Raw genomic sequence first — 18858 nt, forward strand, 5'->3', positions numbered from 1 at the left:
CATCTTCGAGATAAATATGAGCAGAAATTATGCTATAGAACGTGAGTATTATGCGACGAGTGGAGTGTAGAATTAAATTCTCGTTACTGACTACATGTATGGACCTCCTGTAAAATGCAAGAAAAAAATAACATCTAATAGCAAAAATGCAAATGCATACATGTATCCGGCTTATAGTTAATAAATTATGTGTAATTTATCCTACAGCCCTGATGGAATTCGCTGGCTTACAAATTTACTATATACTTATCATTTTATCGGCTTCAAAGAGCCATTGTAGTCATCAGTTTCTTTGTAAGCTAAGGTTTGTCTTATTTACCATCAATATTATTATCTCACGCATATTCCGGGTTGGAATCTCTTACATATTCTTTGTTTACCTATTAATTAATAAACCACTATTTATTTTATTTTATGTTAATTATAATAGCTTTGTGCTACAAACTTTACTCTCTACATAATCATCCCCTGACCTTAGTACTGCAAACACCACTCTTGCCAGTTTATTAGCTACAGCAACTACTGTTTTATTATGTCCATTTCGCTCAGGTAAATTAAACATCCACTGCGTAAATTTGCTAAAATCTTTTTTAGATTTTTGTTCTTCCAATGTAAATCTTATCTTGGCATTTAGTACAGCTCTAGCTCCTTGGATCAATAGAGTACGCAAGTAAACATCACCTCGCTTGCTAATTCCAAGCAACTTATCTTTCCCTCCACTGGAATGCTGCCTTGGCACTAATCCAAACCATGCCGATAATTGCCTACCATTCTCAAAACTTGTAGCATTACCTATTGATGCTATTAAAGCAGTAGCAGTAATTAAACCAAGACCAGGTATAGCTGTTAATCGTTGATATTGAGTTAAGTTGCTAGCTATTATTTTTAATCTTTTTTCTATCTCTTTTATTTTTTTGTCATTATCCAAAAATTCCTCTTTCAGTTCACTAAATGTTTGATAACCCAGCTGGCTTAAATTTCCTTCATCTAAAATCTCGGTTAATTTTGTCATAACCTTATTGATCCCTTGAGGAATAATAAAACCAAATTCATGTAGTAGACCCCTAATTTCATTAGCAAGGGCAGTACGATTTTTTACCAATCTCTCTCTTACTCGATGAATTGATAAAATATCTTGTTGTTCTACAGTTCTAATTGGTACAAACCTCATATTTGGTCTTGTTACCGCTTCACATATAGCTTCTGCATCAGCTTGATCATTTTTATTAGTTTTAACATACGGTTTGACAAATTGTGCTGCCATTAGTTTTACTGTATGCCCCAATTTAGTTATTTCTCTTGCCCAGTAACTAGCTCCGCCGCAAGCTTCCATCCCTACCAAACATTTTGGTAAATTAGCCATAAATGTTAAAACTTGATCTCTCATTAATTTTTTCTTTAATACCGTCTTACCATTTTTATCTACACCATGAATTTGGAAAATTCTTTTTGCAATATCTATACCAATTGTGGTAACTTCCATCTTAGCCTCCTGATTGTTATTTTAATATTTAATATTAACTTTAGAAGATTAGCAACTGCTTTTCATTCTGTATATCAGGAGGTCCATACCATTATTTTTTCACCTGTGGAATTTTATAATAAAGAAATACTGATAAAAGTGTACTTTAATGACAAGAGTTTTTATTTGAAACAAAACAATGGTAATACACATAAGAAGCATTATGTTAAGTAATTTTTAGTATGTCAAGTAGAAAAGTGATGTTTACATGACTACAAACTTCATTCCAAAACCACTGCGAACCTGATTCTTTAGACGTTTTAAGCACTTTTTTGTCTCGAAGATGAGTCGCTAATAGACGATTTTTAACTTTCAACAGTTGTGACTAGCAGGGGGGTGACATCGAAAGGGAATCAATGGTTCAGCCCTAATGGGGATTATACTGATTTTATTACATCGAAATTTGTGTTTTTTTTACTTAGAGTCCTTGACTTCGTTAAATTAATAACGTTATATTGTATACTTAAGAAATGTTAATTAAGTAGGAGTAGTTGTATGACAAGTGGTAAAGAAAACTTAAGGTTTGCCAATGAATCTGTGAATAAGCTAGCTGAGGCTGCAATTGCAGCCTATGTTAGCTTACCACCATCTTCTCCTGATAAGAAAAATTTAGAAGATGTTGCTGAGATTATAACTAGTACGATAAATGTTGCGGATGGAAGTAACTTACAGAAAAATCTAGAAGCGTTAACCAAAAAGGTTGAAAACAGTAAAAATCGTTCCCCAATTGTTATTAAAGCAAGGGAATGGACTCGTTCTCTTATTAAGTTTTTAAAATTTTCATTTAGTAAACAACATAAAGAAGAGTTAAAACAAGTAGAATCAGATTTTATTAAAGAGCTTGAACTTATAAAAAGTTACTATAAGGCTATTCCCCCTGTGCAGGAACAAATATCTACAAGCATTCCAGTAAAAGAAACCGGGGTTTTGCCCCCATCTTTGGTAGAAACTCAGCAGAAACCTCATGTAACGACGGCTACCACAGCACCGGTAGTAGTACATGAAACTGCACACTTTACTATCTCAGTGCAGGCAACAGTTACTCCTCCTAACGATCCAGTTACGCCACCACCACCTCCTCCTCCGCCTTCACCTCTTCATTCTAATGTAGTGCTGCAACAGATATCTCAAGCTGATTTGTTGGCGGCTATAACAAAAGGTAACTTTAAGTTAAACAAAGTAGAAGACCGAACATTAAATGAATTACCTGCAGACCAAGCAGATGATCCCTTTATGAATGAGTTGCAGAAAAAGTTGGCAGTACGTCGAGGATTTATTGAGGGGCAAGGCGATAAGAAGGTATCTCCAACATATGCTAAAGACGCTGCTGAATTTGAAAGGCTGGGAAGAGAAGAAGAAGCACGCCAAAAAAGACAAGAGGAGATAGATGCTCCAAGGATAGCAGCAGCACTAAGGGAAGAGGCGGGAAAGAAGTTAGCAGCTGAAAAGATACTATCTCCTCCTAAGGTTCAATCTAAGCTTGGAGAGATTCCACCACCACCTCCTCAGCCACTTTCTCCGCCTAGTACAAACTCGCTACCTAATATTAGAAAATTAGAAACAGCTGTAGAAGAATCCCCAACAACCAAGCCACAGACTGAGCAAAAGAGACCGGGATTTGCTGTCGGTTCAGCAGATATCACAAATGCACTAGCAGGGTTAAGAAAAGCAGTTATTTCTCCTCAAAAAGAAACAGAAGCACCTACACAAAATTTGGGAGTAAAACTTAAACAAAAAACAGATGCACATACTAGGTAACCGACAAAACAGTGCAATTCAGCTCAATAGGCTTCGATGTCATTCCTAGCTAAAAGCGGGAATTCAAAAAATAGCCTGCAAAAGTTATATGGTTATGATATACTAAACCTCAATTTCGGATTAATTTCATTAATCCGAAATTGGAATGACAACGAGAGTGCTTAATAAAAAAGTAAGTATTTTATACTAAAATTGAGGAAATTATGATATATTGCAAACAATCTAACCAAACATCTTATCCTTTTGTCTTGCCGGAATTACCTTATGGTAAAAGTGATTTTGTTCCGCATTTTTCCCCTGAAACTTTTGACTACCACCATGGGAAACACCACCAAACATATGTAACTAACCTGAATAATCTTTTACAAGATAATCAGGAATTGCAGAAAAAAAGTTTGGAAGAATTAATAATTTCTACAAGCATAAAACCAACTGAAGCAGCCATATTTAATAATGCAGCACAAATATGGAATCATACTTTCTTTTGGCATTCTATTAAGCCTTCAGGTGGAGGAAAGCCTACTAGTAAGATATTGGAACAGATAAATAAAGATTTTGGCAGTTACGAGAATTTTGCTACTGAATTTAAGCAAGCAGCAGTAAGCCAATTTGGTAGCGGCTGGGCGTGGTTAGTCTCTAATAATGGGAAATTACAAATAGTAAAAACGAGTAATGGTGAAACTCCTATTACTAAATCTATGAAACCTCTGCTTACCTGTGATGTTTGGGAGCATGCATACTATATAGATTATCGTAATAAGCGTCTAGACTATGTCTCAGTTTATATAGAACATATGATTAATTGGCAATTTGCTGAAAGTCATCTTTGAAACTTAATTTTAGAAAAAATACAATCAATAATTAAGGTAATTAGTTATGAAAAGAAAGCATACTGATATAGAAAAATCATTAGTAAACGTAAAGGAATATCAAGACCTTTGTTCCTGTGCAGATTCACAACACTACAGCAAACTAGAAAAGCATGATAAGAGATATCTTAAAACAGCACTAAGAGAAGTACAAGATTCATTAGACATAAAGAAAAAGAAAGAACTCTGCAACAATTATGATCCAAACTACTACGGTGTCGTAGGCGTATTAAAGGTTATTAAAGTAGCCCAAAAACATAAAATAGAACTACCAAATAGATTAACATTCTGTAACTCTATGAATAAAAAAGCAAGTTGCTCAGAAGATGAAGCTAAAAATGGCTTTGTTGCATAAATAGGATTTGAGATAAATTACTCACCAAATTGTAAAAAATGGTATCAGGATTCTCTACAAGACTGTTAGGAGCAGTTAATATTTGTGTCATATTCCCTCCCCTTGAAAATCAGTTAGAGAGAAAATTTGTCTAATATTTTTGTGACTATAAATTGGTTGTAAAGTTGCATAAAATGACTACATGTATGAACCTCCTGTAAAATGCAAGAAAAAAATAACATCTAATAGCAAAAATGCAAATGCATACATGTATCCGGCTTATAGTTAATAAATTATGTGTAATTTATCCTGCGATATCTGATGTATTATCTGTCGATTCATTTGATGAAAACCATTTATATCAGGCTCTAGAATGGTTAGAAGAGAACCAAGAAAAGATCGAATTAAAATTATTTAAAACTTATCAAAAGAAAAATAACAAGCCGCCTGTTATGCTTTTATATGACGTCACTTCCAGCTATTTCGAAGGAACAGAGAATGAACTTGCGGAATATGGGTACAATCGGGATAAAAAGAAGGGTAAAAAGCAAATAGTGATTGGTCTATTAACTGATGATCATGGCGAACCTTTGGCTGTTAGAGTTTTTAAGGGTAATAGTGCTGATCCTTCTAACATTTATGAGCAGATTGAGCTAGTAAAATCTAATTTTGGTATTAAGAATATCGTCTTTGTTGGTGATAAAGGAATGATTAAGAGGACAGGCAAAGAAGCCCTGAGCAAAGAAGGATGGGACTATATTACAACCTTAAGTAAAGTTGAGATTGAAAGCTTAAAGAAAAGCGGAGTTTTGCAATATAGTTTTTTTGAAGAACAGCTATGCGAAGTAACCAATAATGGCAAAAGATATATTTTAAGGAAGAATGGTTCTATAGCCCGAAAAGTTGAGTTTGATAGGAATAACCGAGTTGAAAAATTGGTTGCAAAGATTGAAGAGCGTAATATATATGTATCAACCCATAAGAAAGCAAAGCTAGAACTTGGTTTAAATAATATTCAAAAAATTGCCAAAGAATGGCGGATAGATAAATTTATCAACCTAAAATTAGACGGCAACCAAATAGTGGTTGAAATTGATCAAGATAAGAAAAAAGAGTTGTTTGCTCTTGATGGTTGTTATGCGATTGAAACACAGATTGAAATTAAACTGATGAGTAAAGAATTGGTTGATAAAGCTTACCATAATTTACATGAAGTAGAATCGAATTTTAGCAGTATGAAGACAGGATTACTCGAAGTAAGACCGATCTTTTTAAGGAAAAGCAACAGAACGAAGGGACATGTATTTGTTTGCATGTTGGCATTAAAAATATGGCACTATATGAAAAATAAGTTGAAACAAGGTTGTGGCGTAACCAAGGATGGTAAATATAATGTGACCATTGAGGAAGCATTAAGAGAGCTGGATAAAGTATGTTTTTTATATTACACAATCAAGGGTTGCAAAGTTGCAAGATTACCAAAATTAAGCGAGTTTCAACAAAATTTATTCAATTTATTTGATTTAACGATGCCCCAAATGACAAAATCTGCAAAATGATAAAATAATGGTATGGACCTCCTGATATACAGAATGAAAAGCAGTTGCTAATCTTCTAAAGTTAATATTAAATATTAAAATAACAATCAGGAGGCTAAGATGGAAGTTACCACAATTGGTATAGATATTGCAAAAAGAATTTTCCAAATTCATGGTGTAGATAAAAATGGTAAGACGGTATTAAAGAAAAAATTAATGAGAGATCAAGTTTTAACATTTATGGCTAATTTACCAAAATGTTTGCTAGGGATGGAAGCTTGCGGCGGAGCTAGTTACTGGGCAAGAGAAATAACTAAATTGGGGCATACAGTAAAACTAATGGCAGCACAATTTGTCAAACCGTATGTTAAAACTAATAAAAATGATCAAGCTGATGCAGAAGCTATATGTGAAGCGGTAACAAGACCAAATATGAGGTTTGTACCAATTAGAACTGTAGAACAACAAGATATTTTATCAATTCATCGAGTAAGAGAGAGATTGGTAAAAAATCGTACTGCCCTTGCTAATGAAATTAGGGGTCTACTACATGAATTTGGTTTTATTATTCCTCAAGGGATCAATAAGGTTATGACAAAATTAACCGAGATTTTAGATGAAGGAAATTTAAGCCAGCTGGGTTATCAAACATTTAGTGAACTGAAAGAGGAATTTTTGGATAATGACAAAAAAATAAAAGAGATAGAAAAAAGATTAAAAATAATAGCTAGCAACTTAACTCAATATCAACGATTAACAGCTATACCTGGTCTTGGTTTAATTACTGCTACTGCTTTAATAGCATCAATAGGTAATGCTACAAGTTTTGAGAATGGTAGGCAATTATCGGCATGGTTTGGATTAGTGCCAAGGCAGCATTCCAGTGGAGGGAAAGATAAGTTGCTTGGAATTAGCAAGCGAGGTGATGTTTACTTGCGTACTCTATTGATCCAAGGAGCTAGAGCTGTACTAAATGCCAAGATAAGATTTACATCGGAAGAACAAAAATCTAAAAAAGATTTTAGCAAATTTACGCAGTGGATGTTTAATTTATCTGAGCGAAATGGACATAATAAAACAGTAGTTGCTGTAGCTAATAAACTGGCAAGAGTGGTGTTTGCAGTACTAAGGTCAGGGGATGATTATGTAGAGAGTAAAGTTTGTAGCACAGAGCTATTATAATTAACATAAAATAAAATAAATAGTGGTTTATTAATTAATAGGTAAACAAAGAATATGTAAGAGATTCCAACCCGGAATATGCGTGAGATAATAATATTGATGGTAAATAAGACAAACCTTAGCTTACAAAAAAACTGATGACTACAATGGCTCTTTGAAGCCGATAAAATGATAAGTATATAGTAAATTTGTAAGCCAGCGAATTCCATCAGGGCTGTAGGATAAATTACACATAATTTATTAACTATAAGCCGGATACATGTATGCATTTGCATTTTTGCTATTAGATGTTATTTTTTTCTTGCATTTTACAGGAGATTCATACATGTAGTCAGTAACAAAAATTTAATTTTCTGTCCCACACGCCGTATACTAACCTCGTTTTATGGCACAATTTTAATCCTATCCATCTCGAAGATAAGTCGCTATTTCCTGAAGATTCCCCTGTTGAATCGGAATCTGAATCGCAGTCTGACTCGTCATCAGTTGGAGCTGCCTCAGAGGAATTGCAGGGTAACGTTTCATTTACTGAGTTTACCGTTGTCTCCATAGGTAAATTAAAACTTTTTTCTTCAGTTGACTCAAGCTTTGGTAAACTTTTTTTACCTGAACTTACCGTTATCTCCGGCGATGAATCAAAGCTTTGCTCCGTAGTTGACTCAACTTCTGACAAACTTTGTTCACCTCTTTTTGCCGTTACCTCAAGCGGAAAATTAATGTTTTGTTCCTCAGTTGATTCAGGCTCTGACACGGTTTGTCCACAGACTTGCCCACAATTTTTTTGATTTTTTCCATATCTAGATATTATAGATATATTATAGATAGATGCGTTTTTTTGAAAATTTTTTACAGTTGGGTGGTAATTTTTTTCAGGTTGAGCTGAAATTTTTTGATGGCTAGATTGAATATTTGTACGATTAACGTGATAAGAAGTATCATTAGCTTTACGAAAATTTATAAATTTCTTAAGAAGTTTGATAGATAAAATATTACGGCATTTTAGGTTATGTTTGACCGTAGTAATCAAAGTGTGATAAATGAACCCACTTGTTTGTAATTCTATTAGACATTGTTTAACCCGTCTTTGACAAACTCCTAGCTCTTTCTCGAAAAAATGATAGCCTTCTTGTAATTCTTGTGTATTGTTATAGCTATCAGTTTTCGTGCAAGAAACTATCAACGATAAAAGTTGACGAGAAGTTTTACTTAATTGTTTACCACAATTATTGGTAAGGCTTCTCCATTCAGGTGGGACAAAATTACCGACTATATTATAGAAAATAGTGTCAGGATTTTCAATTAAGTTGTCGGAAAAAATTAACGATTCTGTCATATTTCCTCCCCGTGAAAAACGGTTAAAAATAGACTATTTTGTAGGTCAAATTTCAGGAAATTTGTCTGAGAAGTTACATATGAATTACATATGGAATTTTTAGCAAAAGTTAGAAAACCTTGGAAGTGGCATAAGTATTGGTGGAGACGAAGGGAATCGAACCCCCGACCCTCTGCGTGCAAGGCAGATGCTCTACCCCTGAGCTACATCCCCAAACCATATTAATGATAGGTAGCTTATATACCTTTTTACATGTAAGGTCAACAAACTTGTTTGAAAACTTAATATTTAGGCTAAATTTTTGTTCTGTCCCAAGGTAATGCCTTGCCATCAGATCCAAGTACCAAATCTCCTGATACATCATATTCTGCTGCCAAAAAAGAAGATTTACCGGATATAAGTTTTACAGGTCTAATTTTTTGTCCATTATGAAAATACTCCTTTGCCTGTTCTCTAGAGGTTGGGTTATTTTTAGACGCTGTTTTAGCTTTTGACATATATGTAATAATCTCAAATATTTTTCTATAATATACAAACCTAAGTACAAAATATCTTACCTTTAATATTTGTCAAGAAAAAGCTGTGAAATGATGTAATAGTGAATTATAGTGTATCAATACAATTATATCATATTTTATTAAACCACTAAGATGTTTAAAATACTTCCAAAAACATTTTATGAAAGAGATACGCTTATTGTCTCACAAGAGTTACTTGGAAAGGTTTTGTGCTTTGGTAATATAGAAGCACGAATTATTGAAACAGAAGCTTATGTTGGAGAAGATGATCCTGCTTGTCATGCAGCAAAGGGTATAACGCCCCGTACAAAGATTATGTATGGTTCTGCAGGTTATGCATATGTATATTTGATTTATGGTATGTATTATTGTTTAAATATAGTAACAGAAAAACAGGGATTTCCAGCTGCTGTATTAATTAGGGGGGTGTATCAATATAGTCCTTTACAAGTTTTACTTGATGGACCTGGTAAATTATGTCGTACTCTTGGAATTAATAAAACCCAAAATGGTCAAGATGTAACTAGTAATAAGTCTTTTTGTATTATTGATGTAGGTAGTACTCCTAAATTTATTAGTACTCCTAGAATTGGTATTAGCAAAGGTACAGACAGACTTTGGCGTTATTTAGAGGTATAATTTGGTGTGTGCCATCGAAGACGTAGGGGTGGACAATGTTTTACATCGAACTCAGGTTAAATTATAATGAATCTACAAGACCCAAATATTTCAAAGAGTCAAGCTACTTTGCCTAAGGTTACCATATACACTGATGGAGCTTGTTCAGGTAATCCTGGACCAAGTGGCTGGGGGGCATTATTACAGTTTCATGGAGATAGTGTAGAGCTAGACCCAAATGCTTTAAAAAATTGGTATAACAAAAAAAAGTTAAACGAGTTAGATATATGTGAGAACTCTACGAAGTTTCATGATAGCTTTTCTTTAAAGCAGAAGAGTATATTTGGTCATGAACTATATACCACTAATAATCGCATGGAAATGACAGCAGTAATTGAAGCATTAAAAGTTCTTAAAAAATCATGCTATGTAGAACTTTACACAGATAGTAAGTATTTACAGCTTGGAATAACACAGTGGATTAACACATGGATAAAAAATAACTGGCATAAAAACAACAATGATCCCGTCAAGAATGTTGATTTATGGAAAAAATTGTACGAAGAGTTAAGTAAACACTATATTATTTGGAATTGGGTTAAAGGTCACAATAATAATGAAGGTAATGAAATGGCTGATAGGCTAGCTGTGCAAGGAAAAGAAACTGCTATAAAAATACTTAAATGTCATTCATAGATAATTTTTTTATATCTATTTTCTCTAAGGAAATTGGAAAAGATCAATTTGGTAACAAATATTATCAAAGTAAAAAGCAGAATTATTTAGGTCAAGCTAGAAGACAAGTGGTTTATAAAGGTAAAGTGGAAGCATCGAAAGTTCCTCCTATGTGGCATGCTTGGTTGCATTATATGACTAATGAAGTACCAAATAACAATAATAAATTTGACTGGCAACAAAATTATCTCCCTAATATCACTGGCACTAGCTTATCTCATAACCTAATAAGAAATAGTACAACTGAAGCTAAATATAGTAGCTGGAAACCTTTAGATAAATCAAAATAATGAAACAGAATGTTATAGAAACTTTAGTTGGCTTTATAGTAATACTAGTTGCTTTAGCCTTTTTTGTTTTTGCTTATAAAATTGGTAACTCATCAAAAGTTGAATTTGGGTATATAGTTAAGGCAAATTTTCAGAATGCGGAAGGGATAGTTCAAGGCAGTAGCGTGATGTTAGCTGGTATAAAAATCGGATCAGTAACTAACATAACTCTAGATAAAACTAGCTTTTTTGCTTTATTAACCCTTAGCATCAATAATGATATAAAGTTACCTAAAGACACTAGTATAGCAATAGTCACAAGTGGAATACTTGGTAGTAGATACATATCCGTAACTCCCGGTTCATCTGAAGAAAATTTGGCTGGAGGTGATCAGATAAAATACACCCAGTCAGCAGTTAATATTGAATCCTTAATAGGTAAATTAATTTATTCCTTTGGTAGTGGCCGTAAGTAATCTACGCGAATTAGGGATAAGAATTTGTCAATTCTTATCCCTAATTCGGTGAAATTATAGATTGCTTCGTCGACCTACGGTCACAACTGTTGAAAGTTTACAAATACCTATACCACAGCGTCTATTAGCGAGCGTAAGCGAAGCAATCTAGGAAACAATCTATAGATAAATGATGTTACTGGATTGCTTCGTCGGCCTTACAGCCTCCTCGCTAATAGACGTATAGGGAAGCTGTATTTACTAACTTTCAACAGTTGTGAACCTACGGTCTCCTCGCTAATAGACGTTTTATAGACGTATATGTCTATTAGCGAGCGAACGTATGTGAGCATGGCAATCCATTTTGCTAAAAACATGATTTTAATACATGATTTTAAAAGATTAAAATCATGCTTTTAGTTTTAGAAAGCTTTAAAATGCATTCGCAAAACCGCTTTAAGAATGCATTTTTAAGTAATATTTTTGAATTATGACAAATAACCTATTAGTGTAGCTCGAAATTAGTGTATACTGCAAAAATATTGAGAATTGATGAATTATATTGTCAATGTTTTTGTTATGAAATAAGTTATGATTATAATGTTTGAATTAATTTATTCACTAACTTGTCTTAGGTTTTACAAGTAGTGGGGATGTACAATGTTTAAGTTAGCTAATATATTAAATATACTAAAATCACCTTCTGATGCAGTAGAGGATCAAAGCGTTCAGTCTAACAACTTTGTTAAAGCTACTAGGAATTGGTATGAGGAAAGATCTGATAGGTTAATTGTACAACGTAATATCTTGTTGGTATTATCTATATTACTAATAATACTTATAATGGCATCTATAGCAGCGGTAACTATAGTGGTAAATTCAAGAGAGTTTAGCCCTTTTGTTATCCAAATTGATGATAGTACGGGGATGGCAACGATTGTAAATCCAATATCTTCGGAGATACTAAACGGTGACGAGGCACTTTCAAGGTATTTTATTAAAAAATACCTCATAGCTAGAGAAACATATAATCCTGTTGATTTTGATACTGAAGCAAGGAAAAGCGTTAGATTATTATCTTCAAGTCCAGTATATTATAACTATCTAGGATATATACAAAATAAAGATGTAAATCCAGTTTTAATATATGGTCAAAACAACACAACTTTTTTGGTAATTAAATCTTGGTCAGGAGTAGAAAAAAATAAATATATGGTTAGGTTCTCTATTAATGAAACAACAGGCAATAAAACGGTTTTCAATAAAATAGCTGTGGTAAGTTACGCATATATTCCAATGGAATTAACAGATGCAGATCGAGATATTAACCCAGTAGGTTTTCAAGTTAATGATTATAGGGTAGATGATGATAATAGCTAGACTTCTTTTCGTAGCGGCAATATTATTACATTCGGTTATTGCCAACGCTTGTGCAGGTAATATGCATATAGATAATGATGTAGATGATCTAGCCATAACTACTGATAACAGAATTAAAACTTATATACATAATCCTAATGAAGTTTATTTATTAGTTCTGCATTTTGGTTTTCAGTCAAGTATAGAATTTGCCAAAAATGAGGAGATACAAAATATTGTTCTAGGAGAATCCTATGCTTGGAAAATGACCCCGTTGGCAAATAGATTATTCATTAAGCCATTGGAAAAAAACATTAGAACAAATATGACTATCATAACTAATAAAAGGACTTACCAATTCGATGTTGTATCCAAAGAATTGGAAGAAGGTCGTGAAAAAGACTTGGTATATGTAGTTAGGTTTTATTATCCTAAAAAAAGGTTTAGTACTTCACAATAATACCTCAATTCGGGATAAGAATTAATTAATTCTTATTCCAAATTCGCGTAATAATGATATTAATTTACTATGGCAAAGCAAAATAATACCTCTTCTCAAATCAGTACACAGAGTGCAGAGGAACAAGACATACCAGAAGTTCAAAATGAGCTATCAAAAGTTGCCACTAATCCTAAGCAAAGCATTCTGATTCTACTTGTCATTTCTGCTGTCTTTATATTTATTTTTTTTAAACTTTTTATTGCTGATAATAAACCAGCTGAGGTGGTAGCTCCATCAGCACCTACTGATATTACTAAACCGACACAAGATAATTCTAAAAATCTACCAGAGATTCCAAAATTACCAGAAGCACCTAAACTCGAAACACCTGTGGAGCCTCCACCACCTCCTCCCCCTCCCCCTAAAGCTGCTGATGTGCCAAAGCTTCCTTTACCTACTACTTCAGTAGATAATAATAATGCTGACAAAAGTGCTGATAAAGCTTCTCTTCCTTCCGTTGTATCATCACCCCTTCCTGGAGGAATAGCTGAAAGTGACGAGGAAAAGAAACGCCGTGAAGCAAAGAGAAAATCTTCTATAGTATTAATTGCAGGAGTTCCAGAGAAAAAAACACCAAGTCAAATTGCCGAAGAAGCAAATTTTCAAGATCGTGGAGATATGGCATTTGTTCTTGGTCGTGGTAAGATAATTGAAGCGGTACTAGAGACTGCTATTAATACTGACTTAGGTGGGGAAGTAAGGGCAATAATTAGCAGAGATGTATTTTCTGAAAGGGAAAAGATTATTTTAATTCCTAAAGGATCAAAGATTTTTGGTGCTTATACAACTGGTATTGATGAAGCGTATGGTCGAATTGCAATAATATGGAATCGTATTGATCTATCAAACGGTTATACCATTACCTTAGATGCTATAGCTGTTGATAATCTTGGAAGGAAAGGTGAGCAAGGAAGAGTAGATAATAAATATAAAGAACGATTAACCAATGCTGTATTATTATCGGCATTTAATATTGGACTTGCCAATGCCCTTGACAAAGTGGTAGCTCCCCCAGTTAATTCACAAGCTGCTGCCGCTAATGCTGCTGTTGCTGCTAATATACAAAGTTTAGCACAAAGTATTAATAATGGTCCTAGTACTGAGGATGTTAAAATTTCACAGATATGTTCTAGTGTCATGAACGCCATTCCCGACAAGACCTCAGCAGCCTATATTTCCATGATGCAGGCTTGCAATACTGCACAAAATCCGACTGGATCACAGCCTGGTCAAAGGATTGTTGCATTAATGACTGCAGTAACTAATGCAGCAGCTAGTTTGCTAACTAGCACTGCAACTGCTAGCACTCCAACCCAGGCACAAACAGCTTCAAAAAAAGCTTTTACTGATATCAGTGATACTATGAAAGGTATGATTCAGCAACATGAATTTAGACCAACTATTACCATAGATCAAGGTACGGTAATTAAAATTTATGTCAATAAAGATTATAAATTTCCTCAATCTGTACTGAGAAAATCAAGATTGATAAAATGAGTGATAATTTTGCTGCATTAGAGACTTTTCTATTACCATTTAAAGAACTGTTCGCAGAAGATGGTGTCAATGAGATCATGGTAAATAAACCAGGAGAAGTATGGGTTGAGAAGAAAGGAGATTTGTTTTGTAAATCAGTACCTGAACTTGATTTTGAACATCTTATATCGCTTGGTAGGCTTGTAGCTCAGTCAACTGATCAGACAATTTCTGAGGAGAAACCTTTACTCTCTGCATCCCTACCAAATGGCTATCGTATCCAAATAGTATTTCCTCCTGCTTGTGAACCAGGTCATGTCGGATATGCTATCAGGAAAGGTAGTACAATGAACCTTACACTAGATCAATATGCCAAGCTGGGAGCTTTTGATTCAACATCTACTGGAGAATTAATTGACGAGAATGCAAAAATCTTAAATAATTATTTAAAAGAAAATAAAATAAAAGAATTTATTCGACATGCTGTAATTTCTAAAAAAAATATTATTATTAGTGGTGGTACATCAACTGGTAAAACAACCTTTACTAACGCTGCTTTAGCAGAAATTCCGAATAGCGAGCGATTAATTACTGTTGAAGATGCTAGGGAGGTAATCTTAGCAAATCACCCTAATAAATTACATCTCCTTGCTTCAAAAGGGGGGCAAGGTCGTGCAAAAGTTACTACTCAGGATTTGATTGAAGCATGTTTACGTCTAAGACCTGACAGAATTATTGTAGGTGAACTTAGAGGAGCTGAGGCATTTAGTTTCTTACGAGCAATTAATACAGGCCATCCTGGCTCTATATCTACTTTACATGCTGATGCACCAGCAATGGCTATAGAACAACTTAAGCTAATGGTTATGCAAGCTAGTTTAGGCATGCCACTAGAAGAAGTGAAAAAATATATATTAGCGGTCGTCGATATTGTGATACAATTAAAACGTGGTAGTGGTGGGAAGAGATATGTCTCAGAAATATACTATAGTAAGAATAGGCAAGACTAATGATGGGATTGGAGAAAATAGTAAACATTATCCGTAACCTCTTAGGTCATTTTATAATACACCCTTTGGTAGTATTTTGTACGATATGGATTAGTGGAGTGCTAGTTGCATTTACTACTAACGAGATTAGAGCTATAAATGTTGACTTAACAGCCATAGATATAGCTTATAAGTGGACTTATTGGCTAATTAGTGTATGGTCGCAATTAACTTTTCAAGCATATAACTACTTAAAAGTTAAGTTAATATTATCCCTTACTATACCGACAATTACAGTTATCATATTTTACTGGAAAAATTTTAAAAGAATAAAGAATTTACAATTTTTTATTCAACCGGAAAAAGTTTATGGAGATGCTAGTTGGGCTACTGAAGCTGATGTAGATAAAGCCGGTCTACGTTCAAAGCATGGTATGTTGCTTGGCACCAATAGCGGAGGATATTTTGTTGCTGATGGATTTCAGCACGCTTTGCTTTTTGCCCCAACCGGTTCAGGTAAGGGTGTAGGATTTGTAATTCCTAATTTATTATTTTGGGAACACTCTATTATAGTACATGACATTAAGCTAGAAAATCATGGTCTTACAAGTGGCTGGCGACAGAAACAAGGACAACGAGTATTTGTTTGGGAACCTTCCAATCCTGATGGGATAACTCATTGTTACAATCCTATAGACTGGGTAAGTACCAAACCAGGTCAAATGGTGGATGACGTACAAAAAATCTCAAATCTGATTATGCCTGAAAAAGATTTTTGGAATAATGAAGCACGCAGTTTATTTCTTGGTGTGGTACTATACTTAATTGCTGATCCGACAAAAACTAAATCCTTTGGCGAAGTGGTCAGGACAATGCGTAGTGATGACGTGGTGTACAACTTGGCAGTAGTTCTAGATACTTTAGGCAAGGTAATACATCCTGTGGCCTATATGAATATTGCTGCATTTCTACAAAAAGCAGATAAAGAGCGTTCAGGTGTTATCTCTACAATGAACTCTTCTTTAGAATTATGGGCAAACCCGCTAATCGACTCAGCTACTGCATCATCTGACTTTAATATACTTGAGTTTAAGAAGATTAAAACAACAGTTTATGTTGGTTTAACTCCTGATAATATACAGCGTTTACAAAAATTGATGCAGGTTTTTTACCAACAAGCTACGGAATTTTTAAGCCGCAAAATGCCTGATTTAAAAGAAGAACCTTATGGGGTTATGTTCCTGCTTGATGAATTCCCTACTTTAGGCAAAATGGATACATTTAAGGCTGGTATCGCATTCTTCAGGGGATATAGAGTTCGCCTATTCTTGATTATACAAGATACTCAACAGCTCAAAGGAACTTATGAGGATGCTGGAATGAACTCGTTCTTGTCAAATGCTACATATCGTATTACTTTTGCAGCTAATAACTATGAAACAGCTAACCTGATATCACAGCTAGTGGGTAATAAAACAGTTGAACAACGATCTTATAGTAAACCACTATTTTTTGATCTTAATATTTCAACAAGAACGCAGAATGTATCACAAGTTTCCAGGGCTCTGCTTTTACCTCAAGAAGTAATTCAATTACCAAAAGATGAACAAATCGTTTTAATTGAATCTTTTCCACCTATTAAATCTTTAAAAATTAAGTATTATGAGGATAAGTTCTTTACAAATAGGTTATTACCGCCTACATTTGTTCCAACTCAAAAACCTTATGATCCTAATAAAAATAATGTAGATGAGGAACAAGACAATACAGATTCTACTACTAAAGAAGATTAATTTTTTAAGTAAGAAATAAGATAAAACTCTATGCGTTCAGCCATTATTGATATTGGCTATAATGCCATAAGAGCTGTAGTTTATGAATGTGATAGACTTGGAGCTCCAGAAATTTTCAATGATAAATTTAAAAGTGATATTATCAATTTACTTAATCTAGATGACCTAGAAGTAAAGCATCAAGTATATCTGTCACTACAATATTTTGTACATATTTTTGATAGGTTATCAGTAACAGATGTTAAATGCGTTGCTACTGCTGTACTTAGAGGGCATCCAAGAGCTGAAGAATTTAGAGAAATAGTTAAAAGAAAATTTAATATTAATATTGAAATTATTTCTGGTAATCGCGAGGCCTATCTTACAGCTGCTGGATTAATTTCTGGTATCAATGATGCTTGTGGCATAGCAGCAGACCTAGGTGGAGGTAGCCTTGAACTTGCCCAAATCAAAGACAAAAAAGTGGGAATCTTAAAGTCTCTACCTTTAGGCACTAGCTTAATCACTAATAATCATTTTGACGATATTAATATAATTAGCCAAATGATCAACAAAGAATTTGGAGAGGTATACTCAAATCATTCGGGTATACAACAATGTCAACAAGGGTATCATTGTCCAAACTTATACTTAATAGGAGGAGCTTTAAGGCTAATTGGACGTTCTTACATGGAGTTTGTTCATTATCCTCTTAAGAACTTACATAACCTTGAAATAAATCGTAGAGAATTTGAACTATATCTCGAAAAATTGGCTCATGCTCATAGTATGAGAACACAATATAAATCAAGAATTCATTCTAACGCAATTTTGGTGGCAAAATCTATGCTGAATGTCTTTTTACCTGAAAAGGTAATAATTTCAAATTATGGTTTAAAAGAAGGTGTTAGATTTGCTTGTCTCCCTAAAGAAGAACAGGAGAAAGATATTATTTATGAAAGAATCAAGACATTAGTAAATTTTGATGAAACTACTTATAATATCAAAAATTATACAGAAGTCATTAAGCCTATCTTAATTCAACCAGATACAACAACAATTAGTATAATTACTTTGGTCATAATGCTTGCACAATATAATAAAAATATCGATAAAACTCTTCGCTCTAATTTTATTGTTGAATTTATTTTAGCTTCAGATATTCCTTTTAGTCATCGTCAAAGGTTGATGCTGAGTATTGCTCTTGCACTTACCTATACAACAAGAAGTGATACATATATTAATAGATTAGCAAAAAGAATGATTAATTCATACGATTATTGTAACAGTCATATAATAGGTAATTTTATAAAAATTGCTAGGGAAATTGATGGACCAAGATTTCAGTCACCATCTTTTTCTCTTGAGTTAAAAGATAATAGATATATTGAAATTTCTACACTAAATATTTTACCAAAAGCGGTGTTTGAAAAAGTGTGCGAACGTCTGAAAGCTATAGGTTTCGCCCGAAAAATATTTATTGAAATAAAATGATAACAGTCTTATATTGCAAGTGTACAAGCTTTTTTAGAGTACGCGAGTCCCTCATTGTCAAAAAACAATTCTTCAAAGCAGAAGAGTATACAATAAATTAATACAACTACTTTTACATAATACGTCAGGAGATAT

The 18858-nt window shown here is 33.7% G+C and carries 18 protein-coding genes and 1 tRNA gene; 15 read left to right on the forward strand and 4 right to left on the reverse strand.

What is annotated here, in order from left to right:
* Nucleotides 1-421: 421 nt before the first annotated feature.
* Complete coding sequence (locus ACFEL1_RS03275) at nucleotides 422-1483, reverse strand: IS110 family transposase (protein ID WP_375331436.1); 1062 nt, start codon at nucleotides 1481-1483, stop codon at nucleotides 422-424.
* Nucleotides 1484-2017: 534 nt separating this feature from the next.
* Here ACFEL1_RS03275 and ACFEL1_RS03280 point away from each other — a divergent pair.
* The 5 genes from ACFEL1_RS03280 (at nucleotide 2018) to ACFEL1_RS03300 (ending at nucleotide 7203) form a co-directional block, all read left to right on the forward strand.
* Complete coding sequence (locus ACFEL1_RS03280) at nucleotides 2018-3280, forward strand: hypothetical protein (protein ID WP_375331437.1); 1263 nt, start codon at nucleotides 2018-2020, stop codon at nucleotides 3278-3280.
* A gap of 203 nt (nucleotides 3281-3483) precedes the next feature.
* Nucleotides 3484-4110: a superoxide dismutase gene (locus ACFEL1_RS03285; protein ID WP_342278289.1), complete on the forward strand. Its 627-nt coding sequence runs from the start codon at nucleotides 3484-3486 to the stop codon at nucleotides 4108-4110.
* Nucleotides 4111-4156: 46 nt separating this feature from the next.
* The gene (locus ACFEL1_RS03290) at nucleotides 4157-4504 is read left to right on the forward strand and encodes a hypothetical protein (protein WP_341761476.1); all 348 of its coding nucleotides are present in this window, start codon (nucleotides 4157-4159) and stop codon (nucleotides 4502-4504) included.
* A 233-nt stretch (nucleotides 4505-4737) separates the two neighbouring features.
* Nucleotides 4738-6042 carry an IS1634 family transposase gene (locus tag ACFEL1_RS03295; protein ID WP_375331438.1) on the forward strand — a complete coding sequence of 435 codons (1305 nt, stop codon included), beginning with the start codon at nucleotides 4738-4740 and terminating at the stop codon, nucleotides 6040-6042.
* Nucleotides 6043-6141: 99 nt separating this feature from the next.
* Nucleotides 6142-7203: an IS110 family transposase gene (locus ACFEL1_RS03300; protein ID WP_375331439.1), complete on the forward strand. Its 1062-nt coding sequence runs from the start codon at nucleotides 6142-6144 to the stop codon at nucleotides 7201-7203.
* Nucleotides 7204-7534: 331 nt separating this feature from the next.
* On the opposite strand, the gene ACFEL1_RS03305 is transcribed toward ACFEL1_RS03300, so the two are convergent.
* The 3 genes from ACFEL1_RS03305 to ACFEL1_RS03315 form a co-directional block, all read right to left on the reverse strand.
* Complete coding sequence (locus ACFEL1_RS03305) at nucleotides 7535-8536, reverse strand: hypothetical protein (RefSeq protein ID WP_375331440.1); 1002 nt, start codon at nucleotides 8534-8536, stop codon at nucleotides 7535-7537.
* A gap of 138 nt (nucleotides 8537-8674) precedes the next feature.
* Nucleotides 8675-8749, reverse strand: a tRNA-Ala gene (locus ACFEL1_RS03310).
* Nucleotides 8750-8829: 80 nt separating this feature from the next.
* Complete coding sequence (locus ACFEL1_RS03315) at nucleotides 8830-9033, reverse strand: hypothetical protein (RefSeq protein ID WP_341748342.1); 204 nt, start codon at nucleotides 9031-9033, stop codon at nucleotides 8830-8832.
* A 153-nt stretch (nucleotides 9034-9186) separates the two neighbouring features.
* On the opposite strand from ACFEL1_RS03315, the gene ACFEL1_RS03320 reads away from it, so the two are divergent.
* From ACFEL1_RS03320 to ACFEL1_RS03365, 10 genes are all read left to right on the forward strand, one after another.
* Nucleotides 9187-9693 carry a DNA-3-methyladenine glycosylase gene (locus tag ACFEL1_RS03320; RefSeq protein WP_342278265.1) on the forward strand — a complete coding sequence of 169 codons (507 nt, stop codon included), beginning with the start codon at nucleotides 9187-9189 and terminating at the stop codon, nucleotides 9691-9693.
* 66 nt (nucleotides 9694-9759) lie between these two features.
* Complete coding sequence (locus ACFEL1_RS03325) at nucleotides 9760-10368, forward strand: ribonuclease HI (protein WP_342278266.1); 609 nt, start codon at nucleotides 9760-9762, stop codon at nucleotides 10366-10368.
* Complete coding sequence (locus ACFEL1_RS03330) at nucleotides 10356-10697, forward strand: complex I NDUFA12 subunit family protein (RefSeq protein ID WP_342278267.1); 342 nt, start codon at nucleotides 10356-10358, stop codon at nucleotides 10695-10697. Before ACFEL1_RS03325 ends, ACFEL1_RS03330 begins: the two co-directional genes overlap by 13 nt.
* Entirely contained in the window at nucleotides 10697-11152 is a 456-nt protein-coding gene (mlaD, locus tag ACFEL1_RS03335) for an outer membrane lipid asymmetry maintenance protein MlaD (RefSeq protein ID WP_375331441.1), read from the forward strand. The genes ACFEL1_RS03330 and mlaD overlap by 1 nt, the downstream gene beginning before the upstream one ends.
* 639 nt (nucleotides 11153-11791) lie before the next feature.
* Nucleotides 11792-12511 (forward strand): virB8 family protein, encoded by a 720-nt coding sequence (locus ACFEL1_RS03340; RefSeq protein WP_341763040.1) that lies wholly within the window; start codon nucleotides 11792-11794, stop codon nucleotides 12509-12511.
* Nucleotides 12498-12950, forward strand: coding sequence for a TrbG/VirB9 family P-type conjugative transfer protein (locus ACFEL1_RS03345; RefSeq protein WP_341751373.1), 453 nt, complete (start codon nucleotides 12498-12500; stop codon nucleotides 12948-12950). The genes ACFEL1_RS03340 and ACFEL1_RS03345 overlap by 14 nt, the downstream gene beginning before the upstream one ends.
* 69 nt (nucleotides 12951-13019) lie before the next feature.
* Nucleotides 13020-14489, forward strand: coding sequence for a TrbI/VirB10 family protein (locus ACFEL1_RS03350; protein ID WP_375331442.1), 1470 nt, complete (start codon nucleotides 13020-13022; stop codon nucleotides 14487-14489).
* A complete protein-coding gene (gene virB11 / locus ACFEL1_RS03355; RefSeq protein ID WP_375331443.1) occupies nucleotides 14486-15478 on the forward strand; it encodes a P-type DNA transfer ATPase VirB11 in 993 nt (330 codons plus the stop codon). The genes ACFEL1_RS03350 and virB11 overlap by 4 nt, the downstream gene beginning before the upstream one ends.
* A gap of 2 nt (nucleotides 15479-15480) precedes the next feature.
* Nucleotides 15481-17250: a type IV secretory system conjugative DNA transfer family protein gene (locus ACFEL1_RS03360; protein ID WP_375331444.1), complete on the forward strand. Its 1770-nt coding sequence runs from the start codon at nucleotides 15481-15483 to the stop codon at nucleotides 17248-17250.
* A gap of 30 nt (nucleotides 17251-17280) precedes the next feature.
* On the forward strand, nucleotides 17281-18723 hold the full coding sequence (locus tag ACFEL1_RS03365) for a Ppx/GppA family phosphatase (RefSeq protein ID WP_341761489.1): 1443 nt from the start codon (nucleotides 17281-17283) through the stop codon (nucleotides 18721-18723).
* Nucleotides 18724-18858 lie beyond the last annotated feature (135 nt).

Source organism: Candidatus Tisiphia endosymbiont of Oplodontha viridula (assembly GCF_964264865.1).
In the GTDB taxonomy this organism is placed as follows: Bacteria; Pseudomonadota; Alphaproteobacteria; order Rickettsiales; family Rickettsiaceae; genus Tisiphia.